Source organism: Anaerobacillus sp. QJM3NY_32, assembly GCF_056173645.1.
This window is the reverse complement of the sequence record NZ_CM149684.1, coordinates 1,856,578-1,882,088: the sequence shown is the minus strand read 5'-3', so window position 1 is coordinate 1,882,088 and position 25,511 is coordinate 1,856,578. Positions and strand designations below refer to the sequence as shown.

Sequence of the window (25,511 nt, the reverse complement as noted above, 5' to 3'; positions counted from 1 at the left end):
ATCCACTTACCACCTTTATTTAATTAATGACTGAACTCGTAATCTTGTTTCAGAATCTACAGCAAGAATTTCTTCAAGCGATGCATTTTGAACGATACTGTGGTTTTCCATCGCCTGTTCTACGAGCTCTTCGATCGTTAAGAAATCGATCTTTCCCTCCAGAAATGCTGCAACGGCCGTTTCGTTTGCCGCATTCATGACGGCTGGGAGTGAACCACCGGCGCGGCCAGCTTCATAAGCTAACTTTAATGCGCGGAAGCGGTCGTAATCAACCTTCTCAAAATGTAACTTACCAACTTCCCATAAGTTTAACCGTTTTGCATTTCTGATTTCAAGTCGATCAGGATAGCTAAGTGCATACTGAATTGGAATTCGCATATCCGGAGTACCTAGATGGGCCATGACACTACCGTCTATGTACTCTACCATCGAGTGAATAATACTTTCTTTATGAAGCAATACATCAATCTGATCATAAGGTGTTCCAAACAGCCAGTGCGCTTCAATCACTTCAAGGCCTTTGTTCATCATTGTAGCTGAATCAATGGTAATCTTAGCACCCATGGACCAGTTCGGATGATTTAAGGCATCATTCACACTAACTCCTACAAGTTCTTCACGTGTTTTATCACGGAAGCTTCCACCTGATGCTGTAAGAATGAGGCGCTCCATTTGATCTTGTTTTTCACCATTCAAGCATTGAAACAATGCTGAATGTTCGCTATCTACTGGCAGAAGGGCAGATCCATGTCGTTTGGCTGCCTCTGTTACGAGATGCCCAGCAGTTACAAGCGTTTCTTTATTTGCAATAGCAATCGTTTTTCCCTGTTCAATCGCTGAAAGGGTCGGAGAAAGTCCGATACTGCCGAGAATAGCATTTACAAGAACGGTTGAATCGTGATGACAGGCTACTTCTAGCAATCCTTCATCTCCATAGACAATCTTTGTCTTTCTTGAAATTGTTCTTCTGAGCGAGTCAGCATCTTCTTTCTTTTGAACAGATAATAGCTTTGGCTTAAATTCCTCTGCTATTTCCACCGCTTTTTGAACATTTTTCCCTACTGAAACAGCTACAAGAGAAAACATGTCAGGGTGCATTCTCACAATGTCGAGAGTCTGAATACCGATAGAACCAGATGCTCCCAATAAGCTTATTTTCTTCAAACGACCCGTTCCTCCAATCTACTCTGTTTCATCAAACCAGGTTAAGTAAATGCAGAAGAGGGAGAACGAATATTAGACTATCAAATCGATCAAGTATCCCTCCGTGCCCTGGCAAGATACTGCCTGAATCCTTCACTCCGTAATGACGCTTGAATGCTGATTCAACAAGGTCACCTATCTGTCCAAAAACAGAAGTTAGAACGGAGACGATCAAAACAACTATCATGGAATCATACACCGGATAAATCAATTGAAAAACAACGCCAACAAGAACTGCCATTACAACGCCGCCAACTGCACCTTCAACCGTTTTGTTCGGAGATATATGAGGCCATAGCTTTTTCCTTCCGAGCGATCGTCCTACAAAATATGCGCCAGAGTCAGACGCCCATATAAGAAAAATAATGAAAAATAAATGAATCATACCATCTAAATTATTTTCTCCCAGGTACCGTGTCGCTGTAAAATAATAGAAACCTAGACCGACATATAACGAAGCCATCATAATAAATGAACTTTCATCAAAACTATACTTATTCTTCGTAAGGACAGTCATAGCAAGCAAAATAAGCAAGCCGAAGAACAAGAGGTCAATCTTGGTGAATACAGACGACGTCAATGACGCAATCCAGTCGTCAGGCATAACAAGAATCCACGTTCCGACGATAGCAAGTAATCCAGGAAGTGAAACCAATGTGATTTTCTTCATTAGTAACAGTTCGACCATTCCAACAGTGGCAACAAGCGCCATCAAAATGATAAATGGCCAGTCTCCTACAATAATCATTCCTAACAAAAGGGCGCCAAAAATCACACCCGTAATAACACGTTGTTTCATTACGTTAATGTCCTCCTACACTTACACCCCGCCGTAACGTCTTCCTCTTCGCTGGTATTCCTGTACGGCCTCAATAAAATGGTGCTCTGTAAAATCAGGCCAAAGAACTTCCGTAAACCAAAGTTCAGTATAAGCTAACTGCCAGAGCATAAAGTTACTTAAGCGAATTTCTCCGCTTGTCCTTATTAATAAATCCGGGTCCGGGTACTGGCTACTGAGTAAATACGAAGAAATCTTCTCTTCCGTAATCTCTTCTTCCGTCAGTATCCCCTTTCTTACATCACTTAATAACCGCTGCATCGCTGTTTTCATTTCATGACGACTACCATAGTTAAGCGCGAAGTTAAGAATGAGTCCGGTATTGTCTTTCGTCTCTTTCACTGCCTTGCTTATGGCTTTGAACGTATGGGGGGGCAGCTGTTCTCGTTCTCCCATAATTCTAACTTGAACGTTCTGCTCGATCAATTCTGGCAGGTGGCTAAGTAGAAATTGCTCAGGGAGCTTCATTAAAAAGTCTACTTCTTCCTTTGGTCGTTTCCAATTCTCGGTCGAAAAGGCATACAGGGTTAAATATTGAACACCCAGATCATTCGCCTTTCTTACGATTTTCTTTACAACCTTAACGCCTTCACGGTGGCCAGCCACACGCGGGAGACCTCGCTTCTTCGCCCAGCGTCCATTGCCATCCATAATGATCGCAATATGTCCTGGGATATTTGCAGATGTGTTAATTTCTAAATGTTCCTCATCTTCATTCTTTCTCATCCAGTTCGAGAACTTCCCAAGCATTGCAAATCCTCCATTGTGTCACTTACTTAACAAAAAAACCCCCTGTGGGAAAAGAGGGTCCTTTTATTATCTTATTTTACATGTTATTGAATTAGACTTCCATGATTTCTTTTTCTTTATCAGTCGCAACACTGTCAGCTTCAGCTACATACTTGTCAGTAAGCTTTTGGACATCGTCGTTGCCACGGCGAAGCTCGTCTTCTGTAATATCGCCATCTTTTTCTTGTTTCTTTAACTCATCATTTGCATCGCGGCGAATGTTGCGAAGCACGACTTTGCCTTCTTCCGCATACTTCTTAACGAGTTTCACAAGATCTTTACGACGCTCTTCTGTTAGAGCTGGAATCGTTAGACGAATAACATTCCCATCATTTGAAGGTGTTAAGCCAAGATCTGATTTAAGAATTGCTTTTTCGATCTCGCCGATTGAAGTCTTATCATAAGGTTGGATTAGTAGCATACGTGCTTCCGGAACAGAAATACCAGCAAGCTGGTTAACTGGTGTTGGAGCACCGTAGTAGTCAACTTGAATTTTATCAAGTAGAGAAGCATTTGCTCTTCCAGCTCTTAGTGTTGCTAGCTCACGCTTCAAGCTTGAAATTCCATTCTGCATACGTTCTTCAGCGTTTTTCAAGATTTCTTTCGTCATCTTAATTTCTCCCCTTTACAACTGTTCCAATTTCTTCGCCGCAAATGGCGCGCTTAATGTTTCCTTCTTCCATAATGGAAAAGACAACAAGTGGAATGTCATTATCCATACAAAGTGAAGAAGCTGTGGAGTCCATTACAGCTAAGCCTTCCTTAAGTACATCAAGGTAAGAAAGGGTGTCATACTTCTTCGCAGTAGCGTCAACTGTAGGATCGGCTGTGTAAACTCCGTCTACGTTGTTCTTCGCCATTAAAATAACATCTGCTTCAATTTCTGCCGCACGCAATGCAGCAGTCGTATCTGTTGAGAAGTATGGATTACCCGTACCAGCCGCAAAAATGACAACGCGTTTTTTCTCAAGGTGTCGAATCGCTTTACGACGAATATATGGCTCAGCTACCTGTCTCATTTCGATTGAAGTTTGAACACGTGTTTCAACTCCAATATTCTCAAGGCTATCCTGCATAGCTAGTGAATTCATAACTGTTGCAAGCATCCCCATATAATCAGCAGTAGCACGGTCCATTCCCATCTCACTGCCTACTTTACCACGCCAGATGTTTCCTCCGCCAACGACGACAGCCACTTCCACACCCATTTCGTGAATTTCTTTCACTTGAGATGCGATTGACTGTACGATTGTCGGTGAAATCCCTTGACCTTCTCCACCCGACAAAGCTTCTCCGCTTAATTTTAACACAACGCGTTCATACTTGGCTCCGCTCATTTTAACCCTCCAGCATGTTTATCAGTATTTGTTCTTGAAAAATAGGGAACACAACGTGTTCCCTATCATTGTTTTACTTCTTCACTTGAGACATAACTTCTTCAGCGAAGTTATCTTCACGTTTCTCCATGCCTTCGCCAACTTCGTAGCGGATGAAGCCTTTTACAGTAGCGCCTTTAGATTCAACGTACTTACCAACTTTTTGATCAGTGTCTTTAACAAACGGCTGATCAACTAGAGAAATTTCTTCGAAGAATTTGTTGATACGGCCTTCTACCATTTTCTCAACAATTTTCTCTGGCTTACCTTCGTTAAGAGCCTGTTGCTTCAATACTTCGCGCTCGCGTTCAACTTCTTCAGTTGGAACAGCATCACGAGATACGAAACGAGGGTTAACTGCTGCAGTGTGCATAGCAACGTCCTTCGCAACTTCTTCGTCAGTTGTGCCTTCAAGAAGTGTTAGAACACCAATGCGTCCACCCATGTGTAGGTATGCGCCGAATGCGTCAGCGTCAGTTTTCTCAATGATTTGGAAACGACGAAGAGAAATCTTCTCGCCGATTTTAGCAATTTTGTCGTTAATGAATTCAGTAACGGTTTGTCCGTTTTCCATTTTGCTTTCAAGAGCTGCGTCCACAGACTCAGGATTCGTACTAAGGAGGTGATGCGAAATATCATTGATTAGTGAAATAAAGCTTTCGTTCTTTGAAACGAAGTCAGTTTCAGAGTTAATTTCAGCAATTACTGCTTTGTTACCTTCAACAGCGATCGTTGCAAGACCTTCAGCTGCTACGCGGTCAGCTTTCTTAGCTGCTTTAGAAATACCTTTCTCACGAAGCCAGTCGATTGCTTTGTCCATGTCACCGTCGTTTTCTGTTAGAGCTTTTTTGCAATCCATCATACCTGCACCAGTTTGTGCACGCAATTCTTTTACCATTTGAGCTGTTACTGCCATTAGTAATTCCTCCTTGAATTATGATATGTAATCATACCCTTTTGGGTTAAAAAAAGGTGATAAAGGGGTTAGAGTTCCCCTTTATCACCCCTTTGTGTTCTTATACAGATGTTTCTTCAGTTTCTACCGCTTCAACTTCTGCTTCTTCTTCTACTTTGCTAACTTCGATAACAGCGTCAGCCATTTTAGCAGTAAGAAGTTTCACAGCGCGGATTGCATCGTCGTTACCAGGGATAATATAGTCGATCTCATCTGGATCACAGTTTGTATCCACGATCGCAACGATTGGGATATTAAGCTTACGAGCCTCAGCAATAGCAATACGCTCTTTACGAGGGTCGATTACGAACATTGCGTCTGGAACGCCGTTCATATCTTTAATACCACCAAGGAATCTTTCAAGGCGATCCATTTCTTTTTTAAGAAGCATAACTTCTTTCTTAGGTAGTACTTCAAAAGTACCGTCTTCTTGCATCTTCTCAAGGCTCTTCAGGCGGTTAATACGCTTTTGAATAGTTTCAAAGTTCGTAAGCGTTCCACCCAACCAGCGTTGGTTGATGTAGTATTGACCAGCACGGATCGCTTCATCCTTAACGGAATCTTGCGCTTGCTTTTTTGTACCTACGAAAAGAACTTTACCACCGTCCTGAGCGATGTCACGAACGAAGTTATAAGCTTCTTCGACTTTCTTCACTGTTTTTTGAAGATCGATAATGTAGATACCGTTTCTTTCAGTGAAGATATAAGGTTTCATTTTCGGGTTCCAACGACGAGTCTGATGACCGAAGTGTACCCCAGCTTCAAGAAGCTGTTTCATAGAGATTACTGCCATGATTGTGTTCCTCCTAATGGTTTTTTTTATCCTCCGCTTGCATCTATTTCGGAAAAAACTGCGTCTGCAGCACCACTTTCCAAATCAACAAGCGTGTGTGATTAACACCGTTGATTAATATATCATATCAAGTGACAAGTCGCAAGTTTAAATCTTAAATTCCATGAATACCTACACAAACTCACTCTCACAGTACGCTTAAACGGTTAGGATTCAACTCCATCGTTTGCAAAAGGACTGTTGAAATCGGCAACATTCTATTAAAAAAGCTCCGAGAGATCTCGGAGCTTTAGATGAATTACTGTGTCTTAAGTTTTGAAAGCTCTACAAGGAATTTATCGTTAAGAACTTTAATGTAAGTTCCTTTCATTCCTAGAGAACGAGACTCAATAACACCAGCACTCTCAAGCTTACGAAGAGCGTTTACGATAACAGAGCGAGTGATGCCTACGCGGTCAGCAATTTTACTTGCAACTAGAAGTCCTTCATTACCTTCAAGTTCTTCAAAGATGTGCTCGATTGCTTCAAGTTCACTATAAGAAAGAGAAGAAATCGCCATTTGTACAACCGCTTTGTTTCTTGCTTCTTCTTCAATTTCTTCCGCTTTTTCATGAAGAATTTCCATTCCTACTACTGTTGCACCATATTCAGCTAATAGAAGATCATCATCTGAGAATGAGTCGCTTAGACGTGACAGGATGAGCGTACCAAGACGGCTTCCACCACCAACGATCGGTACAATTGTTGTAAGACCTTTTTCAAAGAGGTCACGGTTTTCTACTGGGAAAGCTGTGTACTCGCTTGTGATATCCAGATTCGAAGAAGTTTCTGCAATGTTGAACAGGTTTTGTGTATATTCTTCAGGGAACTGACGCTCAGAAAACATTTTCTTCATGCGTTCGTTTTCGATTTCTTGATTAATTGCGATTCCAAGTAGCTTACCTCTGCGGCTTACGACATATACGTTTGCCATAATGACGTCTCGTAGTGTTTCAGCCATGTCTGTAAAGTTAACTGGCCCCTCAGATTTTTGTAGCATTCCATTAATTTTTCTTGTTTTTTCAAGTAAATTCATAGTTTTGTCCTCCTGCATGTATTATAGGATGTATTGGCTGAGGTCACGGTTCTTCGCAATAGAAGCTAACTTTTCCTCAACATACTCTGGTGTAATCGTGATGCTGTCTAGATTAATGTCCGGTGCTTCAAATGAAAGATCTTCAAGAAGCTTTTCTAAAATTGTGTGCAGTCTTCTTGCGCCAATGTTGTCAGTGTCCTGATTCACTTCGGTTGCAATCGTAGCAATTTTAAGAATAGCATCGTCAGAAAATTCAACTTTAATACCTTCTGTTTCTAATAATGCTGTGTATTGCTTCACAAGAGCATTATCAGGCTCTGTTAATATACGTTTAAAATCGTCTACGGTTAAACTTGATAACTCAACGCGGATTGGGAATCGGCCTTGCAGTTCAGGGATTAGATCAGATGGTTTCGACATGTGAAATGCCCCCGCGGCCATAAACAAAATATGGTCTGTTTTTACTGGACCGTACTTCGTTGTTACCGTTGAACCTTCTACGATTGGCAATATGTCTCTTTGAACGCCCTCTCTGGATACATCAGCTGACTGCTGACTTTTCCCCGCGACCTTGTCAATTTCATCAATGAAGATGATACCCGTTTGTTCCGTCTTTGAAACTGCATCCTGTGCGACTTCATCCATATCCACAAGTTTTGCTGCTTCATCCTGCGTTAAGACCTTTCGTGCTTCTGACACCGGAAGCTTACGTTTTTTCTTCTTTTTAGGCATGATATTTCCGAGCATATCCTGCATGTTCATACCCATTTGCTCCATGCCAGCTCCCTGGAACATGTCCATCATGGAATTGTTTTGTTCTTCCACTTCAACAGTAATCATCCGATCTTCGAGTTCACCTAGCGCAAGCTGTTGAGCTATTTGCTTTCGTCTTGAAGCAATCGACTGATCTTCTGAACTAGCCTGGGTATTTGTTTCTTCTTGCCCCTGATTACCAAATAACATTTCAAGCGGATTCTTGTATTGTGTCTGCTTCTTATTAGACGGTACGAGCAGTTCCACAATGCGTTTATTCGCATTTTCTTCCGCTCTGCCCTTCACCTGTTCCATTCGGTCTTCTTTGACAAGTCTGATTGATGTTTCAACGAGATCGCGAACCATTGATTCCACATCTCGGCCTACATAACCCACTTCAGTAAATTTCGTTGCTTCTACTTTAATGAAAGGAGCATTGACAAGACGAGCCAGTCGTCGCGCAATTTCAGTTTTACCAACGCCTGTTGGCCCAATCATTAAAATATTTTTTGGATTCACTTCATCCTTCAGTTTATCGCTTAAAAGACCCCGACGGTAACGATTTCTCAATGCCACGGCAACAGCCTTTTTCGCGTCATTCTGACCAACTATATACTGATCAAGCTTTTCAACAATTTGTCTCGGTGTTAATGGATTAGACATACGATCTCCTCCAAAGATACAGTTTATATACTAAATGGTTTCTACGATAATTTGATCATTTGTGTACACGCAAATTTCTGATGCAATTTCCATAGAGGCCCGCGCAATTTCTTCAGCGGTTTTGTTATCACTGTATCGCTTAAGAGCTCTACCTGCTGAAAGTGCGTAGTTAGAACCTGAACCAATGGAAAGAATGCCATCATCAGGTTCGATCACTTCACCAGTACCTGAGATAAGCAGAAGCTCATCCTTATTCATAACGATTAACATGGCTTCAAGCTTTCTTAGTACACGGTCACTGCGCCACTCTTTTGCGAGTTCAACAGCAGCACGCTGTAGGTTACCGCCGAATTCTTCCAGTTTGCTTTCGAATTTCTCAAAAAGAGTGAATGCGTCCGCAACTGATCCTGCAAATCCAGCAACCACCTTCCCATGAAATAACCTTCTTACTTTCTTAGCCGTATGTTTCATGACTACGGCATTGCCAAATGTCACCTGGCCATCACCGGCCATTGCGCACTCTCCATTATGCTGTACTGCAAATATCGTCGTTGAATGAAAGTCTCCCATAAGTTCCTCCTCCCGAGCTATTAAGCTCTTGGGTGATGGTTCATGTATATATTTCGCAATCGATCTCCCGTCACATGGGTATAGATCTGAGTAGATGATAAATCGGAATGTCCTAAAAGCTCCTGAACAGATCGTAAGTCTGCCCCTTCATTCAGTAAATGTGTTGCGAATGTGTGTCTCATCACATGGGGACTTATATGTACATGCAGCGAAGCGTCTTTCACAATCTTATCTAAAATTGTTCGTACGCCTCTTGCTGTCACGCGACTACCTCTAAAGTTTAAAAACAGGGCTTTTGTCGGCTCTTTTCCGGACGAACCGAGTTTTACTCGTCCATCCTCTAAATACTCTTTTATTGCATCTATAGCGAAACTACCAATTGGTACATATCTTTCCTTACGCCCCTTACCGATTACAAAAATGGTACCAATCGCAAAATCAATGTCTTCTAAATTAAGCGCAACGCATTCACTAACGCGAATGCCACACCCGTACAATACTTCGAGCAAAGCTCTGTCTCTTTGACCAAGCGGCTTCGACGTATCGGGCGTATCAAACAATACATTGAGCTCTTTTTCATACAAAAATTGTGGAAGGCGCTTCTCTTGCTTCGGTAGTGAGCTCATTGTAAATGGATTAATCTCAACAATGTTTTCGCGTAAAAGGAATCGATATAAGCTTCGTAACGTTGAAATTTTTCTCGCTGCTGTTTTTCTTGCGTAACCTCGCTCGTGAAGCTCAGTCAAATAAATTCTGACATCTGCATAAGAAACAGCAGCAAAGACATCGATAGTCTGCTGCTTCATAAAAGACTTGAAATGTTCAATGTCCTGTAAGTAACCTGAGATCGTATGTGGTGAACAATTCTTCTCAATCTGAAGATACTCAGAAAATGATTGAATATGAGCTTGTTGGTTGTTATTCATCGTTATCACCTCAAAAGGCTTCTAAATCGTATCACAATTTAGAAGCCTTAGCAATAGGAATTTACAATCTTTTTACAAAATTCTGAATTGTTTCTAACGCTCGATTAGCGATCGTTTCATTACGCTCTTTCTTGCCTTTAATTCGCGTTTCAAGCGGTGGGAACAAACCAAAGTTAGCATTCATCGGTTGGAAGTTATCCGGATTAGCCGTCGTAATATAATTCGCTAGACTACCAAGCGCAGTTTCTTCAGGAAACACTAGCGGCTCTTCATCCTTCATTAGTCGAGCAGCGTTAAATCCAGCGATTAGTCCAGATGCCGCTGATTCTACGTACCCTTCCACACCTGTCATTTGACCTGCAAAGAATAGATTCTCGCGATCTTTGTATTGGTAAGTAGCTTTCAATAAGTTCGGAGAGTTAATAAACGTATTTCGATGCATTACGCCATAACGTACGATGTCCGCGTTCTCAAGTCCAGGAATTAAGCGAATCACTTCTTTTTGCGGTCCCCATTTGAGATGCGTTTGGAATCCAACAATATTATATAGGGTACCAGAAGCATTATCCTGCCTTAGTTGAACGACAGCGTAAGGACGCTTTCCTGTTCTAGGATCCTCAAGACCCACAGGTTTAAGAGGACCAAACGTCATCGTCTTCTGCCCGCGCTGGGCCATTACTTCAATTGGCATACATCCTTCGAAGAAAATTTCCTTCTCAAATTCTTTAAGCGGAACCGTTTCAGCTGAAATAAGTGCTTCATAGAACGTATTAAATTCTTCTTCCGTCATTGGACAGTTTAAGTAAGCTGCCTCTCCCTTATCATAGCGTGACTTCTTATACACTTTCTCCATATCAATGCTTTCCGTTTCGATAATAGGAGCAGCAGCATCATAAAAGTATAGGTACTCTTCTCCGCTTAAAGCCTTTAACTGATCTGAGAGATCCTTAGAAGTTAGCGGGCCTGTCGCTATAATTGTTGGCCCTTCAGGGATTTTTGTACACTCTTCCGAAAAAACCGTTACGTTTGGATGGTTTTTAACATTCTCCGTTACCTTCGCAGCGAATTCATGACGATCCACAGCCAGTGCACCACCAGCCGGAACGGCACATTCGTCAGCAGACTTAATGATAACTGAATCCATTCGACGCATTTCTTCCTTTAAAACGCCGACTGCATTTGTTAACGTATTCGCTCTTAGTGAATTACTACATACTAGCTCAGCAAATTTATCGGTATGGTGAGCAGGCGTTTGCTTCTTAGGACGCATCTCATAGAGATGAACGTCCACTCCTTGCTTTGCAAGTTGCCACGCTGCTTCACTTCCAGCAAGTCCGGCACCGATTACCGTCACATGTTTACTCATTGCCATAACCCCTTACTAGTTTTCTTCTTCAACGAAATCGCAGTTTACGCATTTGATTTCTTTCTTTTTCTTCGTTTTCTTCTCAACAAGTAAATCACCGCATTTAGGACATGGTCTCTTGATTGGTTTATCCCATGAAAGAAAATCACATTCAGGAAAACGATCGCAACCATAGAAAAGACGGTTCTTTTTACTTTTTCGCTCTACAACATTACCTTCTTTACACTTCGGACAGGTAACGCCAACTTCTTTAAGGATTGGTTTTGTATTACGGCAATCAGGAAAGTTTGAGCAAGCCATGAATTTCCCATAGCGTCCCATCTTGATGACCATAGGTGAACCACACTTCTCACAATCTTCTCCAGCGGGTTCATCTTTAATCTCGACTTCCTTCATTTCTTCCTCGGCTACTTTCAGCCGCTTTTCGAAGTTTTGATAAAATTCATTGATGACAGAAATCCATTCTGCATCGCCATCCTCAATTTTGTCAAGATCATTTTCTAATCCAGCAGTGAATTCAATATTGATGATATCCTGGAAGAACTCCAAAATCAGTTCTAATACAATTTCACCGAGCTCAGTTGGCACAAATTTCTTATCTTCTAACGCCACATACCCTCGACGTTGAATCGTATCAAGCGTAGGAGCGTAAGTAGAAGGGCGGCCTATACCGAGTTCTTCCATTGTTTTAACAAGGCGAGCTTCTGAATATCTCGGCGGTGGCTGTGTGAAGTGCTGAGAAGGATCAATTTCTGACGTAGAAACATCCATGCCTTCTTCAAGGTCAGGAAGCATTTTATCTTCTTCCTTTTTATTGTCGTCGTTTCCTTCAACGTACACCTTCATAAACCCTTTGAATTTCACTTTAGAACCAGTCGCACGGAAGATCGTTCCGTTGTTCTCAAGATCTACACTCATCGTGTCCATAATAGCCGGTGCCATCTGACTGGCTACAAAACGCTCCCAGATGAGCTTGTATAAACGGAGCTGATCGCGCTTTAAGTAAGCCTTCATCTCAGATGGATCACGCATAACCGATGTCGGTCGAACCGCTTCGTGAGCATCTTGTGATTTACCTGATTGTTTCTTAGCAGGCTTTTTAGCTGATAAGTATGTGTCTCCATATTTACCTTGAATGTATTCCTTCGCTTCATCCTTCGCTGTTTCAGAGATGCGTGTTGAGTCAGTTCTCATGTACGTAATTAAACCGACTGTACCTTGTTTACCAATCGCAATCCCCTCGTAAAGCTGCTGAGCAAGCATCATTGTTTTCTTCGCTCTGAAATTTAACTTTCTTGCTGCTTCCTGTTGAAGAGAAGATGTTGTAAATGGAAGGGCTGGGTTTCGCTTACGTTCTTTCTTTTGAACGGATTGAATCTCAAACTGATCTCCTTCAATGCGCTTTAACACGTTGTCGACGTCTTCACGTGATTGAAGAACTGTTTTCTTTCCATCCACTCCGTAAAACCCAGCTTCGAATTGCTCTCCATCTTTTTCGAAAGAAGCTTTGATTTTCCAATATTCTTCTGCCTGGAAATTCTGAATCTCTTTCTCTCTTTCAATGATAAGGCGAACTGCAACGGATTGAACTCGTCCAGCACTTAGGCCTTTCTTCACTTTTTTCCATAATAATGGACTGATGTTATACCCAACAAGACGGTCAAGTACTCGACGCGCTTGCTGTGCATCCACTAAATCCATGTTAATTGGTCTCGGCTGCTTGAAAGCATCCTTTACCGCATCTTTTGTAATTTCGTTAAATACGACCCTGCATTCAGTTTGCTCATCAATCTTCAAACTGTGAGCTAGATGCCACGCAATCGCTTCCCCTTCGCGATCGGGGTCAGCTGCGAGATAGACTTTCTTCGCTTTTTTGGCTGCATCTTTAATTTCCTTAAGGACAGGGCCTTTCCCGCGTATTGTTATATATTTAGGAGCATAGTTGTTTTCCACATCAACGCCCATCTGACTTCTTGGCAGGTCAATGACATGACCTAATGAGGCTTTCACCTGATATTTCTTTCCTAAATATTTTTCAATTGTTTTTGCTTTAGCGGGAGATTCAACAATAACTAGATAATCTGCCACAATACGTTTCCTCCCCCCATTGAGGTAAATTTTAAAATCTTCCTTATTATTAAATAGTCAAAACTCGTTTGTCAAATAGTGCTAGTTTCATTTTCATGAAAATTCGGTAATTCATCAAGTATATCTTTTGCCTCTAATACTAGCTTAGCCCCCTGCTGAATAAGTCGATTTGTTCCTTCAAAGTACGAGTCAGTCATCCTGCCTGGTAAGCAAAAAACTTCTCGTCCCTGATCCATCGCTTGATCAGCAGTAATCAACGAACCACTTCGTTTTCTTGCTTCTACAATAAACGTTCCAAGCGATAATCCGCTAATAATTCGATTCCGCTCAGGAAACTGATGTTTTTCTGGTCCCCTATCTGGTGGATATTCTGAAAGCAGAAGACCGTTTTTGGCAATTATTGAAGCAAGCAGCTGATTTTCTTTAGGGTAGATATGCTTAAACCCGCTTCCAAGGACGGCAATCGTTCCTGCATCGTGATCAAGCGCGATCCGGTGTGCAAGAGTATCAACACCGAGAGCAAGACCACTTACGATCGTCCAACCTTTCGTTACGATTGGCGTTAAAATAAGTTTCATCATCGCTTCCGCATCACGCGAATGATTTCTTGATCCGACGACACTAAGGGCTCGTTGTTCATTAAGAAGCGCGGTGTTACCGATACAATATATAACCCACGGTGCATCATAAATATGCGAAAGCCTTTCAGGGTATGCTTCGTCAAATCTCGTAATAGCCCGAATTTCCCCTGCTTTAATATGAGAAAACCTCCATGGTTTTTTCATATGAAGATCTTCATATAATAAGCTCGCATGCTCTCCTAGTATGTGAAATTGTCTTAACTGAGTAGCAGACATATCATATATGCTTTGAAGCGTTGGGTCAAATGTAAGAAATGAACGCAGCACTTTCCAGTCAGTTCCTCGGCACTGATGTAACTGAATTAACCGGCTTCTAAACGTTCTCAACCATGCCTCTCCCCTATCAGCATTAAAATGTATTATTTCTCGTTATGTATAAGAGAAATAGCTCCCGAACGGGAGCTATTACCATTAAGCCTTATGTGTTGTGCACTTCTCTAGTAATCCTTTATCTTCAAGAACAGAGATGAGCGTTTCGCCCATTACAGCAGGTGTAGGTGCGACTTTAATTCCGCACGACTCCATTGTTTTGATCTTCTCGTCAGCTGTCCCTTTACCGCCAGAAATAATTGCACCGGCATGACCCATGCGCTTTCCTGGAGGCGCCGTTTGGCCACCGATAAATCCAACGACAGGCTTTGTCATGTTTGCTTTCACCCATTCTGCCGCTTCTTCTTCTGCCGTACCACCGATTTCGCCGATCATAATGACGGCGTACGTATCTTCATCTTCGTTGAAAGCTTGCAAGACATCGATAAAGTTCGTTCCGTTAACAGGATCTCCGCCGATTCCAACAGCAGTGGATTGACCGATTCCTGATTCAGAAAGCTGATGAACAGCTTCATACGTTAATGTACCAGAACGAGAAACCACTCCTACGTGACCTTTTTTGTGAATGTATCCAGGCATAATACCAATTTTACATTCATCAGGAGTAATCACACCAGGACAGTTCGGTCCTACAAGACGTGTTTTCTTTCCTTCCATATAACGCTTTACTTTCACCATATCGATGACAGGAATACCTTCCGTAATACAAATCGCAAGGTCCATTTCAGCGTCTACCGCTTCCATGATCGCATCTGCTGCAAAAGCAGGCGGAACATAGATGACAGAAGCATTAGCACCAGTTTTTTGAACAGCTTGCTCAACTGTATCAAATACGGGAACGCCTTCCACTTCAGTACCGCCCTTACCTGGCGTTACACCACCAACAATTTTCGTACCATACTCAAGCATTTGCTGTGTATGAAATAAACCAACTGATCCTGTAATTCCTTGAACGATGACTTTTGTATCTTGATTAATGTATACGCTCATTCCTAGTCCCGCCTTTCTACTTCACTAATGAAACGATTTTTTCCGCGCCGTCAGCCATAGACTCAGCAGCGGTAATATTTAATCCAGAATCTTTCAGGATTTGCTTTCCAAGATCAACATTTGTGCCTTCAAGACGAACAACAAGCGGAATTTCAAGACCTACTTGCTTCGTAGCTTCTACAACACCTTCAGCAATAACGTCACACTTCATGATCCCACCAAAAATGTTTACATAAATACCTTTAACATTTTTGTCTGATAGGATGATTTTGAAGGCTTCCGTCACTTTCTCAGCTGTTGCGCCGCCCCCAACGTCAAGGAAGTTAGCGGGGTCGCCGCCGTAATGCTTGATAATATCCATCGTAGACATTGCAAGCCCTGCACCGTTAACCATGCAGCCGATATTACCATCAAGAGCAATGTAGCTAAGCTCATATTTTGATGCTTCGATTTCCTTTGAATCCTCTTCATCAAGATCACGAAGTTCAAGGATATCTTTATGGCGATAGAGCGCATTTGGATCAAAGTTTAATTTAGCATCAAGAGCCATTACGTTCCCATCCCCAGTTGTTACAAGAGGATTGATTTCCGCAATTGAAGCATCTTTTTCTACAAAAACTTTGTATAAACCAAGCATAAACTTCACTGCTTTATTGATTTGTTCTTTCGGGATATTAATATTAAATGCTAGTCTTCTAGCCTGGTAACCCTGAAGACCTACAGCTGGATCGATCACTTCTTTGAAGATTTTCTCTGGGCTGTGTTCAGCCACTTCTTCAATTTCAGTTCCGCCTTCTTCAGATGCCATCATGACCACTCTTGACGTTACACGGTCAAGTACTAGACCAACGTAATATTCCTGTTTAATATCGCAACCTTCTTCAATAAGTAAGCGCTTTACTTCCTTACCTTCTGGTCCCGTTTGATGAGTAACTAGTGTTTTTCCGAGGATCTCCTCAGCGTATGTACGAACTTCCTCAAGGTTCTTGGCAATTTTAACACCGCCAGCTTTTCCTCGACCACCTGCGTGGATTTGTGCTTTTACAACGTAAACTTTGCTGTCTAATTGTTTTGCAACGTCCACAGCTTCTTTCGCGGAGTATGCGACTTGTCCATTAGGGACTGATACCCCGTAGCTTCTTAGGACTTCTTTTCCTTGATATTCATGGATATTCATTCTCTCATCCTCCTATCCTAGTCAATCAAATCTTTGACGACGTTTTCATTGTATAGAAAATTCACACCGATTGTCTACCCTTTTGCATAAAGTCTCTGTTCTTTCTTGCAAATATTGTTCCAATTTATCCAGGAAAGTAGCTGTATGGCGATTGTTTCGCTCTTTCTTAGATGTAAAAATTGCCACTTTTCGCAAAAAACGCTGCGTGAGTCTCAACGATATTCGAAACTTTCAACTTTTTATTGATGAAGCAAGATTGATGACTAAAATTACAAAAAAAGAAGAGGGGCTATCTCCCCTCTTCCCGTTCGTCTCTTCCTGCTTTTTTAGGTGAGTTCTCTTGCTCTCTTTTTTTATGATCCGTAATCGTTAATTCTCTTGCGGCCGCAGGTGTGTAAACTCCAAATTCCTCTCCGGCTTCTTCATAAAACGAGTCGTTTTTGTCTGGACGTCCTGGATCTTTCACAAATGATTGCTCCTTCACACTAGAATAGGTATAGTATCAACTGTTTCAGCCTATTCATACACCATTTATAGCAAGCCTAAGCGATCTCTTACAGGAGCAAATGATTTTCGATGTGCATCCGTGACACCATATTGATCAAGAGCAGCGAGATGTTCTTTCGTTCCATACCCCACATGTCGCTCAAATCCATATTGAGGATAAGTTTCTGCTAATTTTACCATCATGCGGTCACGTGTCACCTTCGCAACGATTGAGGCTGCTGCAATACTAACACTTCTCGCGTCACCTTTAATGAGCGATTCCTGATCGATTTGTAGTGGGATGTGCATGGCATCCACTAGTAAGAAATCAGCTTGGACGTTCAATCCCTCAACGGCTTGTTGCATTGCTTTTTTGGTTGCTTGATAAATATTTAATTCATCAATTTCGCTTGAGCTGACAACGCCAATTCCAATTGAAATAGCATCCTTATGTATCTGATCAAATAAGTCATTGAGTTTCGCATGAGACAGTTTTTTTGAATCCTGTAGCCCAAGAATAGGTACATCAGGGTTTAATATGACCGCTGAAGCAACCACAGGGCCTGCTAAAGGGCCTCTTCCTACCTCATCGACTCCCGCTATAGCAAGACGACCTTGTTCTCTGTAATGAGCTTCTAAGACGCTCATCTCTTCATGCATTTGAAGTATTTTTATTTTTTCTTGCTCTTTCTTTCCTTCTCTAGCAATTAAGCTCATCACACCTTTGCGTGTATCCTGTTTCCATGCTTCCCAATCATCGTTAGTATATTGCCCTTGCTTCAACATCTGGGTAATTTCTTTAATTGACTTTAGTTTTTCACTCATTGAATCTCCTCTTTCTCTTCAGTTCATTTAAAAAAGGTAAGGCTCATGGCCTTACCTTTCTGGCGTTTCAAGTGTCACATCGCCCAATTTACCACTTCGAAGCTCACGAAGCACGGTCTCAGCTGTTTTATCGTAATCAATCCAGCCGCCACTCATTAAAAAGCCACGTTTTTTCCCAATTTCATCAAACAACTCTACAACATCTTCAGGTATATCCTCAAGGTGGTAGCGATCCTTCAAGCGATTAGGATAATATTCACTCATGAATTTGAGCACATATACCGAAATATCCTGAAAATCCAGGATTTCATCTTTAATCGCTCCGGTAGCAGCCAGTTTATATCCGGTTATCTGATCTTCAAACTTAGGCCATAAAATACCTGGCGTGTCGAGAAGGTCCATTTCATCGCCTACTTTGATCCACTGCTGCTTTTTCGTAATACCTGGTCGATCTCCTGTTTTAGCAATCTTCTTCCCCGCTAAACGGTTGATCAAGGTAGATTTCCCAACGTTAGGAATTCCTAAGATTAAGGCCCGAACCGCACGCGGCTTCATGCCCTTCTCGATCATCCGATCAATCTTATCACTCATTAGCTCTCTTGCTGCTGCAGGAATACTTTTCACGCCTTTACCGGTTTGCGAATCAATTGCCAATGCTTTATGTCCTTGCGATTGAAAATAGTGTTTCCATTCAGTTGTTTTCTGATCATCCGCCATATCTGCTTTATTAAGCAAAATTAGTCTTGGCTTTGAAGAAACTATTTCATCAATCATCGGATTCCTTGAAGCAAGCGGGATGCGTGCATCCACTAGTTCAATTACAACATCAATCATTTTAAGCTTCTCGGTAATCTCCCGGCGTGCTTTTGCCATATGTCCGGGAAACCATTGAATCGTCATGCCATCTCCACCTATTCTCAAATCATGAGGTATCAAAAAATTCTAGATCCTCACTCCATTACTTGTATATCATTTAAGGGCCAAAAAATAACGTTTGCTTCTCCGACAACTTTTTCAACAGGAACGAAGCCAATGGAACGACTATCTTTACTATGCTGGCGATTGTCCCCCATCACAAACAATTGTCCTTCTGGAACTGTAGCTTCACCAGTTACACCAGTTAAATCAAAATCGTACGTTAAGTTCCCTTCTAACAAATCATCTTTATATGGTTCTAGATAGGGCTCCTTAACCGCTTCACCATTTACGTAAAGCATATCACCTTTGTATTCCACTTTATCTCCAGGCAGACCAATCACTCGTTTAATATAATCTTTACCTTCAGGTGCCTCGAATACAATGATATCGAAACGTTCAGCATCACCAATATTATAGCTGATTTTGTTCACGATCATCCGATCACGATCCTGTAATGTCGGCATCATGCTTTCGCCATCAACAACAATGGGAGCAAAAATAAAATAGCGAACGGCTCCTGCTAGTATAAAAGCAATGATGAGCGCACGTATCCACTCCCAGGAATCTTTCTTCTCTGCTGATCTGGTGCTTTTCATGCTCGTTCCTCCTAATGAAAGGGTCTTTTTTACCTATTTCTTTCCCCTCTTGCCTTTCCTACAAACCTTTATAACCCGCTTTATTTTATCATAGAAAGTTACTTATTTCACATGAGTTTTTTTCAATAGAAAAAAGGAGCCTGACAATGCAAGCTCCCTTTCGCGTCTAACTTTATCGAATTTCTTTAATACGAGCGGCTTTACCACGAAGTGCACGCAAGTAGTATAGCTTAGCACGGCGAACTTTACCGCGACGAGCAACTTCAAGCTTAGCAACTTTCGGTGAATGTACAGGGAATGTACGCTCAACACCTACTCCGTAAGAAATCTTACGAACTGTAAATGTTTCACTGATTCCGCCACCACGTCGTTTAATCACAACACCTTCGAATAACTGGATACGCTCACGAGTACCTTCGACAACTTTAACGTGAACTTTCACAGTATCTCCTGGTCGGAAATTAGGAAGATCCGACTTAAGTTGGTCTTTTGTGATATCCTGGATTAACTTGTGCATCAAGTAACCCTCCTTCCACACAGATGCTCATATAAATAATCTTTCATTACAGCGGAACATCGTAATAACGTGACTAATGCCACAACTGTTATCATAGCATAGCACTTTTTAGATTACAAGAATGAATTCACTCTTTTTCTCGCTTAATATCTTGAAGAAATTTCTCTTCTTCCTTCGTCAATTCTTTCTCTCTAAGAAGATCCGGTCTTCTATTCCACGTGCGCCTTAACGATTCCTTAAGACGCCACTTACGAATAGCCTCATGATTTCCTGATAGAAGCACATCAGGCACGTTTAACCCAGCATACTCAGCAGGGCGTGTGTAGTGAGGGTGCTCTAGTAAACCACTACTAAACGAATCCATAGGAGCTGATGTATCATTACCAAGGACTCCAGGGAGAAGTCTTGTAACACTGTCAATAACGACCATGCTCCCAAGCTCTCCTCCTGTTAAGACGAAGTCACCAATGGAAATCTCATCCGTTACTAGATTTTCTCGAATACGCTCATCATAACCTTCATAATGACCGCAAATGAAAATAAGATGATCTTCCTTCGCAAGCTCTTCCGCTTTCTTTTGTGTAAACCTTTCTCCTTGAGGACACATCAGAATGACGCGTGGATGCTTTCCTGCTGAAAGATCGGCGACAGCGTCAAAAACCGGTTGAGGCGTTAACACCATACCAGCTCCCCCACCGTATGGATAATCATCAACGTTTTTATGCTTATTCGAACTATAGTCACGAAAATTAGTCACATTATAAGTCACAGCCCCATTATCCTGAGCACGCTTTAAAATCGAATGGTTAAATACACCTGAGAACATTTCAGGAAACAGCGAAAGCACATCAATCTTCATGCTAATCACGAAGTCCTTCCATTAAATGAACGGTAATTTTCCCTTCACTTAAATCGACCTGTTTCACCACTTGCTCGATGTAAGGTAACAAAAGATCCTTACCCCCGCCGGCAGTTTGAACAACCCAAACATCATTTGCTCCTGGTGAAAGAATTTCTTTTACCTTACCAAGATACTCGCCATCTTCAGTATGAACTTCAAGCCCGATAATATCACGGTAGTAGAATTCTTCTTTTGATAGCTTTCCGCCTTGATCTTCCTTTACTTTCAGAATACCTTCTTTCATGTGCTGTACTTCGTTTATATTGTGAAACCCTTCAAATGTAAGCAAATCAAACTGCTTATGCTTTCTATGTGATGAAACTGTTAAAGATACAGGCTCATCATCCTTAAACAAGTACAGCTTGTTGCCTATTGCATAACGCTCCTCTGGAAAATCTGTTCTAGAAATAACGCGTACTTCACCTCGCACGCCATGTGTATTGACGATTTTTCCTACATTAAGCCATTCTGTCATATCATAATATCCTTTCCTTTTGAGTCAGGGACGATGCTTTGCACAACCCCATCTTTTACGACTATTTTACCTTTTTGCTCTCTTCCATGCCACTCGTCCCCAATTTGAACTTCCTGAATGGATTGAATTTCACCGTCGTGAATTTCAGAACCTAAAGTCAACTGATCAAGTTGATCCATTTTGAAATCAAGGAATGACATTCGTTCAGATCTTGTCCGAATTTCTTTATCAAATTGATCAGCTATCCACTTTTGATCAGAAGGGCGTTTTTTTTGCAGGCGCTTCATTTCAAATTGAAGATGATCACATTCCCGCAGAAGAGAGGCATGTTCTTTTTGCCATTCATCTAGATAGGAAGCCCGGCTTTCTTCAGTTAAAATTTGTTTCACATCATACGTTACAATGATTTTCATCTCGCTGCCCTCCATATGTAAATAGGACCTGATTTTCACATGATAAATAGATGCAATAGAAAAACCTGGCTTCTGGCCAAGTCTTTTGAAAGGGAAAGCCTTCGTATTTGATGTTAAATCCACGTTCTCATAAGGGTATGTTAATAAATGTTATTGATTTTTGGCTAAGGCGAGTGAAACAGATATTTCATTCAATTGAGCCAAAAATCGAGATATCATCACTATAAGATAACATAGCTTATCATAAAAAAAGAGCCTTACGAACAATGAGAATTTTTATAAACGTTAGATATGGATTATGAATCTGGTGAAAGGCACGTGAATTGAAAGTTTCATTCGAGTGAGCCAAAACAAAAAAAGAGGAGTTTCATCTCCCCCTAAAGTATCTCCAACTGTACACGTTTATTGGACTGAACAGCGGCGGCGTTCATCACCGTACGAATTGATCTAGCGACCTTTCCCTGCTTCCCAATCACTTTTCCTGTGTCCTCTGCATGAACGTGAAGCTTGTATATATCCAAACTGCTTGTCTCTTCTTTTTCAACACGAACTTCATCAGGATAATCGACAAGAGCTTTTACAATTGTTTCAACCAGGGCTTCCATTATAATCTACCACCTTTTTAAAAATGATGGACCTAGATACACCAAAGGAGGCTTTCAAGAAAGCCTCCTCTAAGGTGTTAAATTACTTTGTGTTTTTTGCGTTGTGAAGCTTCTCCATAAGACCTGCAGTGGAGAATAAGTTACGTACTGTATCAGAAGGCTTAGCGCCTTTAAGCATCCAATCAAGAGCTTTCTCTTCGTTGATTTTCACTTCAACTGGATTAGCAACCGGATTGTAAGTACCGATTTCCTCGATGAAGCGTCCGTCACGTGGTGCACGTGAATCAGCAACAACTACGCGATAGTAAGGAGCTCTTTTAGCACCCATACGCTTTAAACGAATTTTAACTGCCATGTGTTTCACCTCCAAAAATATTCACATAAATAAATATAATATCATAAATTTATACTCTTGTAAAGAGAAAATTTACTTCATTTTTATTGCATGAATGGGAAATTCATGCCCTTACCTTTTTTCTTACCGCCTTTAGACATGTTGGTCATCTGTTTCATCATCTTCTTCATCTCGTCAAATTGTTTCAAGAGACGATTGACATCTTGCACAGATGTTCCACTACCGACGGCAATTCTTTTTTTGCGACTCGCATTGATGAGATCAGGCTCTTCTTTCTCGCGTGTTGTCATGGATTGAATAATGGCTTCAACTCGGCCAATTTGCTTCTCATCAACACTGACATTTTTCATGGCTTTTTTATTCATTCCAGGAATCATGTCCATCAATTCATCAAGCGGTCCCATGCTTCGAACCTGACCAAGCTGATCAAGGAAATCATCGAACGTAAAGCTCATCGTTCGCATCTTTTTCTCAAGTTCTTTTGCTTTGTCTTCATCTACTGAAGTCTGGGCTTTTTCAATGAGCGTTAAAACGTCTCCCATTCCGAGAATTCGCGATGCCATTCTCTCAGGATGAAACGGTTCAAGTGCATCGAGCTTCTCACCCATACCAGCAAACTTGATCGGTTTATCTGTTACAGACTTGATCGAAAGTGCAGCACCACCGCGCGTGTCACCATCAAGCTTTGTTAGAATGACACCTGTTATATCAAGCGCATCATTAAAGCTTTCGGCTACATTCACAGCGTCCTGTCCTGTCATCGAATCAACGACAAGGAAAACTTCGTCAGGCGTAACAGCTTCTTTAACATCTTTTAGCTCTTGCATTAGATTTTCATCAATATGCAATCGACCGGCTGTGTCAATAATGACATAGTCAAGATGCTCTTCTTTTGCTTTTTCGATTGCTTTAGTTGCAATCTCAACCGGACTAACCTGATCGCCCATCGAGAACACCGGCATACTAAGTTGTTTACCAAGCGTTTCAAGCTGGTTAATCGCAGCAGGACGATATATATCCGCCGCTACTAATAGTGGTTTACGGTTGTGGTTTTTACGTAAATGGTTTGCAAGCTTCCCGACAGTAGTCGTCTTACCTGCACCCTGTAGTCCGGCCATCATAATAACAGTCGGCGGGCGACTTGAAACAGCAATTTTGCTCTGTTCGCCACCCATTAGCGCTGTCAGCTCTTCATTAACGACTTTAATGACCTGCTGCCCTGGCGTCAGGCTTTTCATAACTTCCTGTCCGACGGCGCGCTCTTTGACCTTATTGATAAACTGTTTTACGACTTTAAAGTTAACATCGGCTTCAAGCAAGGCTAACCTTACTTCACGCATCATTTCTTTGACGTCAGCTTCCGTTACTTTCCCTTTACCGCGTATTTTCTGCAGGGTGTCTTGCAGTCGGTCGGCTAACCCTTCAAATGCCATGTTCGCCGCCTCCTAATCCAGTTTTTCAAGCGATGTAATCAACGGCAGCGCCTTCGAGTGTTCATTCTCACTCGCGATCGCTTCTCTAAGCTTTTCTAACAGCTCTTGCCTTTTGATATAACGCTCGAATAGCAACAGTTTTGCTTCATATTCTTCTATCATTTGTTCAGTTCGCTTAATGTTATCATAGACAGCCTGACGGCTAACTTGAAATTCTTCTGCGATTTCACCAAGTGAATAATCATCAAGGTAATACAATGCCATATAATTACGTTGTTTCGGTGTTAAAAGCGACTGATAAAAGTCGAATAACGAGTTAATTCTCATCGTTTTCTCTAGCATTGTTAACAGCCCCTTGTTAAGGTAATCACCTTTACGTTAATTATATTACTATGCGTCATTTTATTTGTCAAGATTTTTTCTTAACACAAATAATTTAGAATTTATTCTTCGTTTTCTTCCTCTTCTTCAATGATAGAGGAGAAGAGTCCGTATACGAATGTATCAGGATCAAACTCCTGCAAATCATCCATTTTCTCCCCTAGGCCTACGAGTTTAACAGGGATATCAAGTTCGTGTCGAATGGCAAGCACGATTCCACCTTTTGCTGTTCCATCAAGCTTGGTTAACGCAATGCCAGACACGTCTGTTGATTGTCCAAATTGCTTCGCCTGACTCATCGCATTCTGTCCTGTAGTAGCATCTAGAACGAGAATCACCTCATGTGGACCTGATGGCACTTCACGTTGAATCACACGTTTTACTTTTTCTAGCTCATTCATAAGGTTTACTTTGTTCTGAAGACGCCCCGCTGTATCACAAAGCAATATATCTGCGTTTCGTGATTTAGCAGATTGAACAGCATCGAATACAACTGCTGCTGGATCTGAGCCTGCTTGGTGTTTAATCACATCAACTTCAGCTCGTTCACCCCATACTTCTAATTGCTCAATTGCTCCTGCTCGGAACGTATCCCCCGCTGCAAGAACCACTTTCTTTCCTTCTTGTTTAAACTTATGTGCGAGCTTTCCAATAGTAGTTGTCTTTCCTACCCCATTAACTCCAACGAACAAGAAAACCGTTAAACCTTCTTCTTGTACATTAAGAGAGCCATCTTCATCAGACTTATGAAGAAGTTCTGCTAACTTTTCTGAAATAACGCTTTGCAGTTCCTTCGTATCTTTAATGTTACGCGTTCTCGCTTCATCTTTTAATACGTCAATGAGATCCATTACAGTCGCAACACCCACATCGGCACTGATAAGAAGCTCCTCTAGCTCTTCAAAAAAATCTTCATCAACTTTGCGATAGTTTTTTACGAGGTTATTCATTTTTGTTGAGAAAGACGTTCTTGTTTTCTCAAGACCGTCTTTAAATTTTCCGCTTACTTCATCTGTTTGTGTTGTGAACTTGTCTTTTAACTTTTTAAAAAAACTCACGTTTAATCCCCCTAC

At 41.5% G+C, this 25,511-nt stretch carries 29 protein-coding genes; all 29 read right to left on the bottom strand.

Annotated features, from left to right (window positions below; all coding sequences use genetic code 11):
* Positions 1-15: 15 nt before the first annotated feature.
* Positions 16-1,164 (bottom strand): 1-deoxy-D-xylulose-5-phosphate reductoisomerase, encoded by a 1,149-nt coding sequence (dxr, locus tag AC0VYH_RS10065; protein WP_430242668.1) that lies wholly within the window; start codon positions 1,162-1,164, stop codon positions 16-18.
* 31 nt (positions 1,165-1,195) lie between these two features.
* Positions 1,196-2,002, bottom strand: a complete 807-nt coding sequence (locus tag AC0VYH_RS10060) for a phosphatidate cytidylyltransferase (protein ID WP_194221422.1) — start codon at positions 2,000-2,002, stop codon at positions 1,196-1,198.
* A 21-nt stretch (positions 2,003-2,023) separates the two neighbouring features.
* On the bottom strand, positions 2,024-2,791 hold the full coding sequence (locus AC0VYH_RS10055; RefSeq protein WP_194221421.1) for an isoprenyl transferase: 768 nt from the start codon (positions 2,789-2,791) through the stop codon (positions 2,024-2,026).
* 91 nt (positions 2,792-2,882) lie between these two features.
* Positions 2,883-3,440 carry a ribosome recycling factor gene (gene frr, locus AC0VYH_RS10050; RefSeq protein WP_194221420.1) on the bottom strand — a complete coding sequence of 186 codons (558 nt, stop codon included), beginning with the start codon at positions 3,438-3,440 and terminating at the stop codon, positions 2,883-2,885.
* A gap of 1 nt (position 3,441) precedes the next feature.
* Complete coding sequence (gene pyrH, locus AC0VYH_RS10045) at positions 3,442-4,167, bottom strand: UMP kinase (RefSeq protein ID WP_194221419.1); 726 nt, start codon at positions 4,165-4,167, stop codon at positions 3,442-3,444.
* 73 nt (positions 4,168-4,240) lie between these two features.
* Positions 4,241-5,122 carry a translation elongation factor Ts gene (tsf, locus tag AC0VYH_RS10040; RefSeq protein ID WP_430242671.1) on the bottom strand — a complete coding sequence of 294 codons (882 nt, stop codon included), beginning with the start codon at positions 5,120-5,122 and terminating at the stop codon, positions 4,241-4,243.
* Between the two features lie 100 nt (positions 5,123-5,222).
* Positions 5,223-5,954 carry a 30S ribosomal protein S2 gene (rpsB, locus tag AC0VYH_RS10035; RefSeq protein ID WP_098443375.1) on the bottom strand — a complete coding sequence of 244 codons (732 nt, stop codon included), beginning with the start codon at positions 5,952-5,954 and terminating at the stop codon, positions 5,223-5,225.
* Positions 5,955-6,252: 298 nt separating this feature from the next.
* Positions 6,253-7,029 (bottom strand): GTP-sensing pleiotropic transcriptional regulator CodY, encoded by a 777-nt coding sequence (gene codY / locus AC0VYH_RS10030; RefSeq protein ID WP_194221417.1) that lies wholly within the window; start codon positions 7,027-7,029, stop codon positions 6,253-6,255.
* A 21-nt stretch (positions 7,030-7,050) separates the two neighbouring features.
* Complete coding sequence (hslU, locus tag AC0VYH_RS10025) at positions 7,051-8,445, bottom strand: ATP-dependent protease ATPase subunit HslU (RefSeq protein ID WP_475367276.1); 1,395 nt, start codon at positions 8,443-8,445, stop codon at positions 7,051-7,053.
* A 30-nt stretch (positions 8,446-8,475) separates the two neighbouring features.
* Positions 8,476-9,015: an ATP-dependent protease subunit HslV gene (gene hslV / locus AC0VYH_RS10020; RefSeq protein WP_098443372.1), complete on the bottom strand. Its 540-nt coding sequence runs from the start codon at positions 9,013-9,015 to the stop codon at positions 8,476-8,478.
* Between the two features lie 20 nt (positions 9,016-9,035).
* Entirely contained in the window at positions 9,036-9,941 is a 906-nt protein-coding gene (gene xerC, locus AC0VYH_RS10015) for a tyrosine recombinase XerC (RefSeq protein ID WP_475367274.1), read from the bottom strand.
* Positions 9,942-10,002: 61 nt separating this feature from the next.
* A complete protein-coding gene (gene trmFO / locus AC0VYH_RS10010; protein WP_427391991.1) occupies positions 10,003-11,307 on the bottom strand; it encodes an FADH(2)-oxidizing methylenetetrahydrofolate--tRNA-(uracil(54)-C(5))-methyltransferase TrmFO in 1,305 nt (434 codons plus the stop codon).
* Positions 11,308-11,322: 15 nt separating this feature from the next.
* On the bottom strand, positions 11,323-13,395 hold the full coding sequence (gene topA / locus AC0VYH_RS10005; protein WP_475373720.1) for a type I DNA topoisomerase: 2,073 nt from the start codon (positions 13,393-13,395) through the stop codon (positions 11,323-11,325).
* Between the two features lie 71 nt (positions 13,396-13,466).
* The gene (gene dprA, locus AC0VYH_RS10000) at positions 13,467-14,363 is read right to left on the bottom strand and encodes a DNA-processing protein DprA (RefSeq protein ID WP_475373719.1); all 897 of its coding nucleotides are present in this window, start codon (positions 14,361-14,363) and stop codon (positions 13,467-13,469) included.
* Positions 14,364-14,447: 84 nt separating this feature from the next.
* Positions 14,448-15,356: a succinate--CoA ligase subunit alpha gene (gene sucD, locus AC0VYH_RS09995; protein ID WP_194221410.1), complete on the bottom strand. Its 909-nt coding sequence runs from the start codon at positions 15,354-15,356 to the stop codon at positions 14,448-14,450.
* Positions 15,357-15,372: 16 nt separating this feature from the next.
* Positions 15,373-16,533 carry an ADP-forming succinate--CoA ligase subunit beta gene (gene sucC / locus AC0VYH_RS09990; protein WP_194221409.1) on the bottom strand — a complete coding sequence of 387 codons (1,161 nt, stop codon included), beginning with the start codon at positions 16,531-16,533 and terminating at the stop codon, positions 15,373-15,375.
* Positions 16,534-16,822: 289 nt separating this feature from the next.
* Positions 16,823-16,999, bottom strand: coding sequence for a hypothetical protein (locus AC0VYH_RS09985; protein WP_303531272.1), 177 nt, complete (start codon positions 16,997-16,999; stop codon positions 16,823-16,825).
* 65 nt (positions 17,000-17,064) lie between these two features.
* The gene (locus AC0VYH_RS09980; protein WP_430242694.1) at positions 17,065-17,844 is read right to left on the bottom strand and encodes a ribonuclease HII; all 780 of its coding nucleotides are present in this window, start codon (positions 17,842-17,844) and stop codon (positions 17,065-17,067) included.
* 51 nt (positions 17,845-17,895) lie between these two features.
* The gene (ylqF, locus tag AC0VYH_RS09975; protein ID WP_194221406.1) at positions 17,896-18,744 is read right to left on the bottom strand and encodes a ribosome biogenesis GTPase YlqF; all 849 of its coding nucleotides are present in this window, start codon (positions 18,742-18,744) and stop codon (positions 17,896-17,898) included.
* A 50-nt stretch (positions 18,745-18,794) separates the two neighbouring features.
* Positions 18,795-19,358, bottom strand: a complete 564-nt coding sequence (gene lepB, locus AC0VYH_RS09970; RefSeq protein WP_303531268.1) for a signal peptidase I — start codon at positions 19,356-19,358, stop codon at positions 18,795-18,797.
* 172 nt (positions 19,359-19,530) lie between these two features.
* Complete coding sequence (gene rplS / locus AC0VYH_RS09965) at positions 19,531-19,875, bottom strand: 50S ribosomal protein L19 (RefSeq protein WP_098443362.1); 345 nt, start codon at positions 19,873-19,875, stop codon at positions 19,531-19,533.
* A gap of 127 nt (positions 19,876-20,002) precedes the next feature.
* Positions 20,003-20,734, bottom strand: a complete 732-nt coding sequence (gene trmD, locus AC0VYH_RS09960; RefSeq protein ID WP_475367480.1) for a tRNA (guanosine(37)-N1)-methyltransferase TrmD — start codon at positions 20,732-20,734, stop codon at positions 20,003-20,005.
* Between the two features lies 1 nt (position 20,735).
* Entirely contained in the window at positions 20,736-21,251 is a 516-nt protein-coding gene (gene rimM, locus AC0VYH_RS09955; protein ID WP_226612822.1) for a ribosome maturation factor RimM, read from the bottom strand.
* Positions 21,248-21,664, bottom strand: coding sequence for a YlqD family protein (locus AC0VYH_RS09950; protein WP_194221403.1), 417 nt, complete (start codon positions 21,662-21,664; stop codon positions 21,248-21,250). The genes rimM and AC0VYH_RS09950 overlap by 4 nt, the downstream gene beginning before the upstream one ends.
* Positions 21,665-22,041: 377 nt before the next feature.
* Complete coding sequence (locus AC0VYH_RS09945) at positions 22,042-22,269, bottom strand: KH domain-containing protein (RefSeq protein WP_194221402.1); 228 nt, start codon at positions 22,267-22,269, stop codon at positions 22,042-22,044.
* 82 nt (positions 22,270-22,351) lie between these two features.
* Positions 22,352-22,624, bottom strand: coding sequence for a 30S ribosomal protein S16 (rpsP, locus tag AC0VYH_RS09940; RefSeq protein ID WP_098443358.1), 273 nt, complete (start codon positions 22,622-22,624; stop codon positions 22,352-22,354).
* A gap of 83 nt (positions 22,625-22,707) precedes the next feature.
* Positions 22,708-24,057 (bottom strand): signal recognition particle protein, encoded by a 1,350-nt coding sequence (gene ffh, locus AC0VYH_RS09935; RefSeq protein WP_194221401.1) that lies wholly within the window; start codon positions 24,055-24,057, stop codon positions 22,708-22,710.
* 12 nt (positions 24,058-24,069) lie between these two features.
* Complete coding sequence (locus AC0VYH_RS09930) at positions 24,070-24,399, bottom strand: putative DNA-binding protein (RefSeq protein ID WP_194221400.1); 330 nt, start codon at positions 24,397-24,399, stop codon at positions 24,070-24,072.
* 101 nt (positions 24,400-24,500) lie between these two features.
* Positions 24,501-25,496, bottom strand: coding sequence for a signal recognition particle-docking protein FtsY (ftsY, locus tag AC0VYH_RS09925; RefSeq protein WP_194221399.1), 996 nt, complete (start codon positions 25,494-25,496; stop codon positions 24,501-24,503).
* Positions 25,497-25,511 lie beyond the last annotated feature (15 nt).